Source organism: Chitinophaga sp. SVR4-12A (assembly GCF_056754765.1).
The window spans coordinates 75317-86632 of the sequence record NZ_JBPGWP010000002.1; the positions used below are offsets into that span (position 1 = coordinate 75317).

The 11316-nt window shown below is 47.8% G+C and carries 12 protein-coding genes; 11 read left to right on the top strand and 1 reads right to left on the bottom strand.

The genetic code is table 11. The features are described from left to right. Nucleotides 1-76 precede the first annotated feature (76 nt). The 11 genes from ACR9Y8_RS26495 to ACR9Y8_RS26545 all read left to right on the top strand — a co-directional run bounded on the left by ACR9Y8_RS26495 (nt 77) and on the right by ACR9Y8_RS26545 (nt 10120). A complete protein-coding gene (locus ACR9Y8_RS26495) occupies nt 77-2548 on the top strand; it encodes a TonB-dependent receptor (RefSeq protein WP_481216312.1) in 2472 nt (823 codons plus the stop codon). A gap of 156 nt (nt 2549-2704) precedes the next feature. After that, on the top strand, nt 2705-3262 hold the full coding sequence (locus tag ACR9Y8_RS26500) for an RNA polymerase sigma factor (RefSeq protein WP_481216313.1): 558 nt from the start codon (nt 2705-2707) through the stop codon (nt 3260-3262). An 8-nt stretch (nt 3263-3270) separates the two neighbouring features. Further along, the gene (locus ACR9Y8_RS26505) at nt 3271-3825 is read left to right on the top strand and encodes a hypothetical protein (RefSeq protein ID WP_481216314.1); all 555 of its coding nucleotides are present in this window, start codon (nt 3271-3273) and stop codon (nt 3823-3825) included. Then, a complete protein-coding gene (locus ACR9Y8_RS26510) occupies nt 3809-4885 on the top strand; it encodes a hypothetical protein (RefSeq protein WP_481216315.1) in 1077 nt (358 codons plus the stop codon). The genes ACR9Y8_RS26505 and ACR9Y8_RS26510 overlap by 17 nt, the downstream gene beginning before the upstream one ends. Before the next feature lie 74 nt (nt 4886-4959). Then, nucleotides 4960-5682 carry a head GIN domain-containing protein gene (locus tag ACR9Y8_RS26515; RefSeq protein WP_481216316.1) on the top strand — a complete coding sequence of 241 codons (723 nt, stop codon included), beginning with the start codon at nt 4960-4962 and terminating at the stop codon, nt 5680-5682. 162 nt (nt 5683-5844) lie between these two features. After that, entirely contained in the window at nt 5845-6336 is a 492-nt protein-coding gene (locus ACR9Y8_RS26520; protein WP_481216317.1) for a YajQ family cyclic di-GMP-binding protein, read from the top strand. A gap of 134 nt (nt 6337-6470) precedes the next feature. Then, nucleotides 6471-6725, top strand: a complete 255-nt coding sequence (locus tag ACR9Y8_RS26525) for a type B 50S ribosomal protein L31 (RefSeq protein WP_481216318.1) — start codon at nt 6471-6473, stop codon at nt 6723-6725. Nucleotides 6726-6792: 67 nt separating this feature from the next. Continuing rightward, nucleotides 6793-7968 (top strand): putative sugar nucleotidyl transferase, encoded by a 1176-nt coding sequence (locus ACR9Y8_RS26530; RefSeq protein WP_481216319.1) that lies wholly within the window; start codon nt 6793-6795, stop codon nt 7966-7968. 30 nt (nt 7969-7998) lie between these two features. Beyond that, a complete protein-coding gene (gene tpiA / locus ACR9Y8_RS26535) occupies nt 7999-8760 on the top strand; it encodes a triose-phosphate isomerase (protein ID WP_481216320.1) in 762 nt (253 codons plus the stop codon). 123 nt (nt 8761-8883) lie between these two features. Beyond that, complete coding sequence (locus ACR9Y8_RS26540; protein WP_481216321.1) at nt 8884-9489, top strand: 2'-5' RNA ligase family protein; 606 nt, start codon at nt 8884-8886, stop codon at nt 9487-9489. Nucleotides 9490-9844: 355 nt separating this feature from the next. Then, a complete protein-coding gene (locus tag ACR9Y8_RS26545) occupies nt 9845-10120 on the top strand; it encodes an acylphosphatase (RefSeq protein ID WP_481216322.1) in 276 nt (91 codons plus the stop codon). A 7-nt stretch (nt 10121-10127) separates the two neighbouring features. Here the strand turns inward: ACR9Y8_RS26545 and ACR9Y8_RS26550 are convergent, their stop codons facing one another. Beyond that, entirely contained in the window at nt 10128-11246 is a 1119-nt protein-coding gene (locus ACR9Y8_RS26550) for a C1 family peptidase (protein WP_481216323.1), read from the bottom strand. Between the last annotated feature and the right edge of the window lie 70 nt (nt 11247-11316).

Below are 11316 nucleotides of genomic sequence, written 5' to 3' on the forward strand. Positions count from 1 at the left end.
GTTGATAAACAAAGGTTCTATAAATAGAATTAAATCATTGGTGATAAAAATTTTATAAATCTAAATCCGCCCTTATATGAAACAATTTTTCGCGTTGCTGGCCTTTTGTAGCATCACCTGCAGCGCCCTAAAACCAGCTCTCGCCCAAAATTCCTTACCCGTTAAGGTCAACGGGCAGGTAATGCAGGCCGGTAACAAGCCGGTTGAATTTGCCACCGTTACTTTATTAAAAGCCAAAGACTCCTCCCTGGTAAAGGGAGCCATCGCAGATGTCAATGGCCGTTATGAATTCGAGAATGTAAAACAGGGTCGTTACCTGCTGGCTGCCGCCTATGTAGGTATGACCAAAGAATATGGCAAACCCTTCGAGATCACCGGGGCTAAGGCCAACGTACAAATTGACCCCATTACCCTGAGCACCGATGCCAAAAACCTGAAAGAAGTGAACGTTACCGCGAAAAGGCCGTTTGTAGAGCAAAGGGCCGATAAAATGGTGGTGAACGTAGAAAACAGCATCGTTGCCGCCGGTGGTACCGCCCTGGAGGTGCTCGAAAAATCTCCCGGCGTTACTGTAGATAAGGACGATAATATTTCCCTGAAAGGCAAGAATGGGGTCATCGTAATGATCGATGGCAAACAAACGAATATGAGTTCCCAGGACATTGCCCAGCTGCTAAAAAATATGCCCAGTAACAACATTGAGCAGATAGAGCTCATTGCCAATCCTTCCGCCAAGTACGATGCAGCTGGCAATGCCGGGATCATCAACATAAAGCTGAAAAAGAACAAGAACTTCGGCACCAATGGTAGCGTTCAACTGGGCTTCGCTCACGGCCGTACGCCTAAATATAATGGAGGCGTGAACCTGAACCATCGTAATGGTAAAGTGAACCTGTTCGGTTCCTATAACTATAACCACCGCGAAAACGACCAGCGCCTGGGCATCTACCGCACCGGCACCAGCAATGGCCAGTTTAATGTGTTTGATCAGTTTAACCTGATGAAGAACGAGTCTAATTACCATGCAGGTAAAGTAGGCGCTGACTTCTTCGTGGCGAAGAACCACACTATAGGTGTAATGGCAGACCTGTCATGGAGCGATTGGGGCGGCCCGGCCAATGCTACCACCTATATTGGTAATGGCAAGATGGTTGATTCCACCCTCCGCACACATACCCGGAACAGCTCTGACTGGAACCGCCAGGCTTATAACCTGAACTATAAGGCAGTGTTGGACAGCTCCGGTAAAGAGCTGAACATTGACCTGGACTACGCCCGTAACTCGTCCAAGCAAACCGCTAATATCTTTGCGGATACATGGACCAGCACCGGTAAAGATTACCTGCGCGGAGATACCTCCCGTAACCGGACACCTTCTACCATTAATATCAAAACTGTAAAAGCTGACTATTCGCATCCGCTGAAGAACCAGGCCAAGTTCGAAGCCGGTTTTAAACTCAGCTTTGTGGAAACCGATAATAATGCCCAGTTTGACTCTCTCCGGAAGAATATCTGGGTGTACGATGTAAACCGTTCTAACCACTTCTTATATAAGGAGAATGTGAATGCTGCTTACGTTAACTTCCACAAACAGTTCAAGAAGTTTGGTATCCAGGTTGGGCTCCGTGGTGAACAGTCCAATGTAAAAGGTAATTCACTTACTTTAAACAAAGTGAATGATACCAGCTACTTTAACCTGTTCCCCAGCGTATTTCTGAGCTATGCCGCCGGTAAGAATCACCAGTTCGGTGTCTCTTACAGCCGCAGGATCCAGCGCCCGAGCTACGAAGACCTCAACCCGTTTGAATACTACCTGGACAGGTACACTATCGCATCCGGTAACCCCTACCTGAAACCGCAGTATTCCAACAACTTTGAGGTGACGCATACTTTCAAACAGTTCCTGATCACCTCCATCGGCTATGCGCACACCTCTAATATGATCACCCAGATCGTAGAGCCAGGCAAAGACCCGGTAACAGGCGACACTACTGTACTGCGCTACAAATATCTGAACGTAGCCAAATCGGATAACTTTAACCTGAATATTTCTATTCCTTTCCCCATTACCAAATGGTGGAACTCCTTCACCAACCTGTCTGCGAACTACGCTATGTACCAGACAATGGTGAACAACAGCCTGGTAGACCTGGATGCCGCCGGTTTCTTTGGCCGCACGCAGCATACCTTCACCCTGCCAAAAGGCTTTAGCACGGAAGTGGTTTTCATGTATATCTCTCCCCAGATCTCACAGGAAGGCCTTTTCAAAATGAAGTCTATGTATGCCCTGGACCTGGGTGTTCAAAAGTCAATACTGAAGAAGAAAGGTACCATCAAGGTGAGCATGAGCGACGTCTTCAATAACCAGCGTTTCCGCGGTACCTTCGACAACGCCGGTTTCTACACCTCTGTAACGAGTAAATGGGAAAGCCAGCAGGTAAGGGTGAACTTCACTTACCGCTTTGGTAACACCAATGTAAAGGCCGCCCGTTCACGTAAAACCGGCCTGGAAGACGAACAGAACCGCGTAAAGCAGGGCGGTAACTAATTAACAGCCAACAACTAAAAGCTAACAGCTAGTTGTTAAAAGCTTGGTTTTTAGGTATATATAAGGATGGAGGAAGCGCGGCCCGGTAGGCCGCGTTTCCCTTTTCAGGATTTTTTTGGATTACATGCAACCTTTTCTCAGCTTATCGTCTTTATAATGCAAGCATTAACCAACAACTTGAATCCAACTCCTGTAACAGACCAACTGGTGGCCCGTTGTAAAAAGGGTGACGTACGGGCTTTTCGCGAGCTCTACGATGCTTATTCCGCCGCTATGTATAACATCTGTCTGCGTATGACAGGCAATGTAAGCGATGCGGAAGACATCCTCCAGGAGGCGTTCATACAGGTGTACGGGAACATTGTCAGACTGGAAAATGCAGGCAGTGTTACCGCCTGGATCAAGAGAATAGTGGTGAACCAGTGTCTGAGCCACCTTCGTCGTAAAAAAGTATACTTCGAAGAAGTGGAACAGGTGGAAGTAGAAGAGGAAGAACCAGTGGATGAAGACGGCTTTACCTGGACGGTAAGCGCGGTAAAAGAAGCCATTCAGGCTTTGCCCTCCGGCTATAAAACGGTGTTGAACCTTTATCTCTTCGAGGAATATTCCCATAAGGAGATAGCCGGTATGCTGGATATTTCGGAATCTACTGTTAAAACACAGTATATGCGGGCAAAGGAAAAGGTGAGGCAAATTGTAAAACAAAGGATCTAGCTATATATATGTCTGATAACAATTTAGAAGAGTTTATCCGCCGTAACAGGGCAGGATTTGAAGAAGCGGGCCCCGGCGCCCATGTGTGGAAGGCCCTGGAAAAGCAGCTGAAAGACCAGCAAACGCCTAAAGTGGTTTCCCTGCTGAAGCGTCACTGGTTAAAGGCCGCCGCCGTGCTGGTACTTGTAGTGAACAGTGTGATGATCTACCAGTTCCTGCAGCTCAGGAAGCAGCAACAGAACCTTGGTACCATAGCGCCGGAACTGCAGGAAGCTAAAATGTACTACACCTCCCAGATCGAACAGAAGCTGGAGGATATCAGCAAATACCCACCCGAAGCCCTTGGTCTCGACAGCGCTGCACGTAAAGAGCTGGAATTGCGCAACGACACCTGGCAGATGCTGGAAACAGAGCTGCAGCAAAACCCCGGCAATGAACGCATCCGGTCCGCAATGATCCGCTATTATCAGATGAAACTTGATTTGCTGGATAAAATATTGGAAGAATTACGGGCTAAACAACCCGAAACTAAAACTCTGAAAGATCATGAACGTGAAATTTAAAATTTTACTCTTTTTATTATTGCCGGTACTAGCTTGCGCTCACCAGGGCGACACCGAGTTCAAACGCACCGTGTCAAAAGAGTTCAATGTTAACAGTGGCGCGCAGGTGAATGTGTACAACAAGTACGGAAAAGTGATCATACACACCTGGTCGCAAAACCAGGTAAAAGCCACCATCGTTATTACCGGCTTCGGTAAGAACACCTCAGAAGCGCAGGAGATAGCCAATGCGGTGGAAATACAAGCCAGCGGCGATCCTGGGAATGTCAGCTTCCAGACTAATTATAACAACAAAGGAGGAAAGTGGTTCTGGGGTGACAACAAAAACTCAAAAGACTACGTAAACATAGATTACGAGATATACCTTCCCAAAAGCCTGGGAATGCTTTCCCTGGAAAATAACTTTGGAGATGTGATAACAGACCAGTTGCCTTTTGCCGCCAAGATGCGCCTTAACTACTGTTTCTACGCCATCAAGGAAGCCGGCAAAACGCTGGAAATGGATATGAACTACTGCAGCAAAGGACGGATCGATAAAGCAGGAGACCTGGTGATAAAGGCTAATTACTCCGATATCCGTTGCGATGCAGCGAATAAACTGGATTCCAAATCAAATTATTCTGATTATACTATCGGCGACATCGGCTCTCTCACTGTAAAAGCTAATTACAGCGATTATAAGATCAGACAGCTGGGCAGCATCGATGCCACCTGCAACTATAGCGATTTCAGCGTGGCCAGCCTGCAGGATCGTGCAGATCTCAGGCTCACTTACAGCGATGTGAAGATGAAAGATGTATCCGCTGCATTTAAAGGCGGGAACGTGAATCTTACCTACAGCGACCTGGTAATGTCGCTTTCCAGCAAGGTGGCACTTAAGCTGGATGTGAACCTTACCTACGGCGACCTGGAAACAGGAGGGCTTTCACTGAAGAATATCAGCTCTATAAAGAAATCGCAGAGCCTTTCATACAGTGCCACTACTGCCAGTGGGGGAGAGAGCTCTCCGGTATTGCAGATCAGGGGTGTGCGCAGCGATGTGCAACTGGATGCGAACTAACGTACATGTACATACGGCCATTCTAAAACTTCTATAATAAAAACTACAATCACTCATCACTAAAATCTTGCGTCATGAAGAAGAACTTGCTCCTGTCCATCCCGCTGCTGGCTTTCGTCCTGTTGTTATCCTCCTTCCTCCAGAGCGAAAGGATAACAGGCAACGGCGAGGTAAAGCAGGAGGACCGTCAGGCTACTAAATTCACGAACATCGGCACTTCCGGTACTTTCAAGGTGTATATTACACAGGGTAATACGCATTCCATCAGGGTCGAAGCTGAAAGTAATCTCTTACCCTATATTGAAACCAAAATAGATGGGGACGACCTGGAAGTGCGCGTAAAGAAAGGATACAATATTAAACCCACCAAAGATGTGAACGTTTACGTAACCCTGCAGGATGTGCATGAACTGGCAGCCAGCGGATCAGGCGGATTCTATAGCAAAAGCAAGCTGAAGACCGATAAGCTGGAACTGGCCGTGAGCGGTTCTGCGGATGCAGACCTGGATGTAACATCACAACAGCTGGAAGTAGGGGTGTCCGGCGCCAGCAATGTAAAGCTCAAAGGCGGTGCATCCAAGGCAGAATACAGCATTTCAGGTAAGGCTGATATCCAGGCTTTCGATTTCCAGGCAGAGGAAGTAGAGATCGCTATCTCCGGCTCCGGCAACGCCAATGTGAATGCACAGAAGAAGCTTGACATATCGGTGTCTGGTATGGGCAACATCAAATACAAAGGCAATCCCGAGATCAAACAGTCAGTTTCCGGTATGGGAAAGATTGCCAAAGAAGGATAACGTATATATCTCCATACCGGTATTCACCGCAGGAGTAGTTGGATAACAAGTTTAATATTTAACGGTTACTCCCGTCCCACCCCGACGCAGGTCGGAAATTGGGGCGGGAATTTTATTTATATTTGCCCCTGACTTATTACCATTAAATAAAGTATATCAATCATGCCATCCTTTGATATTGTTAGCAAAGTGGATTTGCAAACGCTGGACAATGCCATCAACACCGTGAAGAAAGAGATCACCACCCGGTTCGATTTTAAGGACTCTCATGTGGGTATTGACCTTAATAAGAAGGACCTGGTCCTGAACCTGGAAGTGGACAGCGACATGAAGCTTAACCAGGTGGTGGATGTGCTCATCAGCCGCAGCATGCGCCAGGGACTGGATGCCGCTATTTACGACCTTAGCAAGGAGCATTACCAGAGCGGTAAGGTAGTAAAGAAGGAAGTGCCTGTACGTAACGGCATCAAGCAGGAAGACGCTAAAAAGATCGTGAAAATGATCAAGGATTCCGGTCTTAAGGTACAGGCTGCCATCATGGATGACATTATCCGCGTAACTGGCAAGAAGATAGATGATTTACAGGATGTTATACAGAAATGCAAGGAAGCTAACTTTGGTATCGCCCTGCAATATGTGAATATGAAGAGCTAAGCCCGGCATTCTTTTGGACTGCTATTTGGATTTTGGAATTTTCTCCTTACCTTTGCCGTCCGTATTTGATTAATTAAGCATTTTGGGATGAAATCCGGCAGACGGTGGACCATCCAACCAATAAAAGCAAAAAAATGAAACAGGGAATCCATCCAGAAAGTTACAGGTTCGTAATATTCAAGGACATGTCAAACGGTATTAGCTTCTTAAGCCGTTCTACTGCTCCTTCCAGGGAAACGGCTAAATGGGAAGACGGAAACGAATATCCGCTGATCAAGCTGGAAATTTCCAATACCTCTCACCCTTTCTATACCGGTAAGAACGTATTGGTTGATACTGCAGGCCGTATCGACAAGTTCAAGAAACGCTACGAGAAAAAAGCTAAATAAGCGATTAATAAAATATTTACACATCCCACCGGCATTTGTCGGTGGGATTTTTTATTTTTAGCCCCCTATGGAGCGTAACTACATTCTTTTTGACACGCCCGCCCGCGATCTCTTATATCCTTTCACTTATACCAGACCTGTAGCCGCCTGCAGGGTAGGGATCCTGACGATCCAGGAAAAATGGGAGCATTGGCTGGGGACAGGCGTAAGTCATTTCACTGTATCCTACCTCCAGGAAAAATTTCCCTTACGTGTAGGTGACGCTGATAGTGTTCATGTGCTTATCAGTGGTCATATGCTGCCTGATCGGGCACTGGTGGAAGCCATCCTGGCCCTTGAGCCGGGGGAGGAGCTGTACCTGGAGCATCGCCTCCTGGCAAAGGCAGTGCCGGGCAACGATCTGGGCCTGCCTGCCGAACGCAGAAAGGAGTATGAGGGAATGGTGAGCCATATAGAGCTGCCCTGGCACCTGTTTATGATGAATGACAAGGCCATCCGCGACGATTTTCAGCTGCTTACAGCCGGAAGGGTTTCCGCTCCTGTTTCAGCCACTAACCAGGTAATAGCGCCGGAGGCAATTTTTATTGAGCCAGGAGCCGTGGTGGAATGCAGTGTACTGAACGCCTCTGCCGGTCCTATCTATATAGGCGCTAAGGCCAATATTATGGAAGGTTGCCTGATCCGCGGGCCGCTGGCCATGGGTGAGGGCGCTGTGCTGAAAATGGGTACCAAAGTGTACGGAGCCACTTCCCTGGGGCCTGGTTGTACAGGCGGGGGAGAGATCAAGAACGTTACCATGTTTGGCTATTCCAATAAAGGTCACGACGGTTACTTAGGCGATGCCGTGATCGGGGAATGGTGCAACCTGGGCGCCAATACCACCTGTTCGAACCTGAAGAATAATGCAGGGACGGTTAAAATCTGGATGGAAGCGCGTAAAGAGGCCTGGCCAGCCGGCCAAAAATGCGGTACCCTGATGGGCGATTATAGCCGTTGCGGCATTAATACAATGTTGAACACAGGCACCGTAATAGGCGTATCCTGTAATATCTTTGGCGGGGATTTCCCGCCCAGGTTCGTGCCCTCCTTTTCGTGGGGCGGAAAAGATCCGCAGGAACGCTACCGCTTACAGGAGGCCCTGCGCGACGCTACTGCCTGGATGGCATTCAAAAGCAGGGAAATGAATGATGCAGACCGCAGAATGCTGGCTGCCATTTACGAACAAGCCACCAAAAGTGAATAATAACTAAACTCAATACAAGCACGCATTATCATGAGAAAAAAAATTGCTGCGGCAAACTGGAAAATGAACCTTACTCTCGCACAGGGAGAACAGTTGATCAATGATATCCTCAACGCAGGTCTCAAACTGAAGGAAGGACAGGAAGTGGTGATCGCCACCCCATTCCCGTATTTGCTGAAGGCCAAAGCTTTACTGAAGAATTACCCCGGTTTTTACCTGGCTGCACAGAATTGTTATGCCGAAAAATCAGGCGCCTACACAGGGGAAGTGTCTGCAGAAATGCTGCAATCTGTAGGTGTGGATTATGTGATACTGGGACACTCCGAAAGAAGGGAGTATTTCAATGAAAGTAATGCCATGCTGGCAAAGAAAATAGATCTCGCCCTGGCCAATGGACTGAAACCCATCTTTTGCTGTGGTGAGCCGCTGGAAGTGAGGAAAGCTGAAACACAGAACCAGTATGTGGCCAAACAGCTGGAGGAAAGCCTTTATCATCTCAGTGCTGAACAGCTGAAGAACGTGGTGATCGCTTATGAGCCTATCTGGGCCATCGGCACCGGCTTAACGGCATCCGCACAGCAGGCGCAGGATATGCATGCTTTCATCCGTGCGCAGATAGCTGAGAAATACGGAAGGGAAGCAGCCCTGCACCTTAGTATCCTCTACGGTGGCAGTGCCAAACCTGGCAACGCCGGCGAATTGTTCGCCTGCCCGGACGTAGACGGCGGCCTTATCGGCGGCGCCTCCCTGGTGGCAGCTGATTTTGTTGCAATCACAGAAAAATTATCCTGATCATAAAAAAATGCGCAGCCTTGCTGTGCATTTTTTTAGTAGGTAATGCTAAAAAAATTAGTATTTCTGAAAAAGGTTGTATATTTGTGTTGTCAACAATCGGGAAGCAAAAAATTGTTGGTTATGCAAAGAGAAACCCTTTTTACAGAACAAGAAACAGCGCTTTATGACTACCTGGTAGTCATCAACCCCGGCACCCAGATATCCGGAGAAGTGCGCAAATTTAAAGAGCGGATAGCCGAAACGCTGGGCATCTTTACCAGCCGTTATTCAAGAGCGCATATCTCATTATTCCGCTCGGTATTCCCGGAAAAGTTCCAGGATGATTGCATCTATCTGCTGGACGAAATAGCCGCCAAACAATCCGGATTCACGGTTTACACTGCTAAGTTTGATCACTTTGATCATGGCGCAATTAAACGAACCATCTATTTGAATATAGCGAATCCGAAGCCGATCGCTGAGCTGCGTAAAAAGATCCTGCAGTTGTTTGAACTCAAGCCAAATGATTTTAAACCGCATATCACCCTGGCAAGGGCAATCAGCACCGGCGAGTTTGAGAAGGTGTACCCGCAGTTCGATAACCAGCTGTTTGTACGTAGTTTCGTTTGCCGCAGCTTTTCCCTGCTGAGAAAACCCGCGGCCGGCGGCGCCTATGAATTAGTGAGAGAGTTCCGTTTCAGAGGTGAAGAGCTGGCAGATGGCACCTTGTTCAATTTTGCCGCATAATAGACAACCGATATTGAATAACCATTATATAGACAACCATTTGTATTTGACTTTCATTAACGTGTAACCAGAATAAATTAATGTCCCCATGTTAACCCGTTTTGTAGTTGACCCCTGCCTGCTGCACAATCGGTCAATACCAGGTAATTCATTACAATACCTGCCCATGTTCCACACGTGGTTGACACAACCGTGGGTATTGAAAATGGTTACCTGGTATGACACAGCGGGTACGGCCAGTCACAGGTACAATAGCAATGCCTGTATTGCTGAAGCCATTAGCCGGCCGGATTTCACATTCCGCCCTCATGTTCGTAGCTTTGAAATGCATAAACTTTCAAATCTTCAGACAAAAATGGCCATCGTACACAAAGAGATCACAGTCAAGGGTAGGGTACAGGGCGTTTTTTTCCGGGCCAGTACCAAACAGGTAGCAGATAAACTGGGAATCAACGGGCAGGTCAGGAACTTACCTGACGGGAACGTATGGATTGCCGCCGAAAGTGAAGAACCCGCTATGGAAGCATTTATCGCCTGGTGCCGCCAGGGGCCACCGGAGGCAGTAGTAACCGGCCTCCAGCTGGTAGAAGCGCCCCTGCAACACTATAAAGGATTTGAAGTAGTAAGATAGACCAGCCTTATTTCGTAGCCAATGCCAACTTATCTTTAACAGCCTTGTCCAATGCCGCTTTTGGCACAATGATCGTTATTGTGTTAACGGCAAAATAAGGCTCAGACACATTTACATATCCCTCAAAAGGCCCGCCGGTGCCCCAGGAGTTCTTTACAATAAAGAACTCCTTGCCGGTTTTACTTTTAGCAAGGCCGGTAATATGCATCAGGTGATCATCCTGGGTCACCAGTTCCTCGTATAAACGCTGACGGTAGTCCTGGTTAACTTTCTCTTCCGGCTGATCCGGATCGTATGCAGTAATACCGGGAGACGCTCCTGGAGGCAGGGACAGGGCGTAGCCTCTTGCCGCGGCCCAGCCGGCATTGCTCACATCTGCGTCCCACATAACGGTATAACCGCTTTTTACGGCAGTTTTGGTCAGCTGTATCAGCTCATTTAAGGGAACATTATAGTAAGCGCCGTTAGAAAAATTATCCGGCACTTCCACAACAAAGGACTGGTAAAAAGGATGGTGGCTGAACGAAGTAAAAAAGGCATAATCGTCGGGGTTGAATTTTACTACCTCTTTTGCAAAGGTCAGCGGCGTATAACTATGGCCGTTATAGGTAAAGGTGGCTGGCGGTTTGCCAAGGTATTGATCCAGTATAGCGGTCACATGTTCCTGCCAGTTGTCGGGTATAGGGCGCTTTGCCTTCAACAGGCTATCCAGGTAATCGTGCAGTTCACTCACCATCTGTGAGTGATTGTGTTGGGTACGCCCGTTAATAAGCCCGCTGTAAGCGCTTTCGGGCATAATACCGTAGGTAGCCATGGCATGGATCACATCATGGCCGAGGCCTCCTTCGTCAAAACGGGCGGATCCCTGACGGCGTATATAGTTCAGCGCTTTTTCCATGTAGATATTGCGGACGGTGAACATCTCTGACAGGTCTGGTCCCGGTTCTCCTTTCCGGATACACTCCGACTCCACGAGGGAAGTAGTAGAAAAACACCAGCAGGTCCCCGTCTGGGCCTGGTTTTTAACGGGAGTGGCCGCGTTTTTCTTAAGTATGGTCATCTCATTGGTCTGGGCGTTGGCCACCGCCACAAGGCAGGTGGCAAACAGTATCGCTAGTACACGCATGCGAAAAGTGGGATTTTATTCCTAAAGATAATGGAACTGCCCAAAAATAAACGCTACTGCTGTATGAACG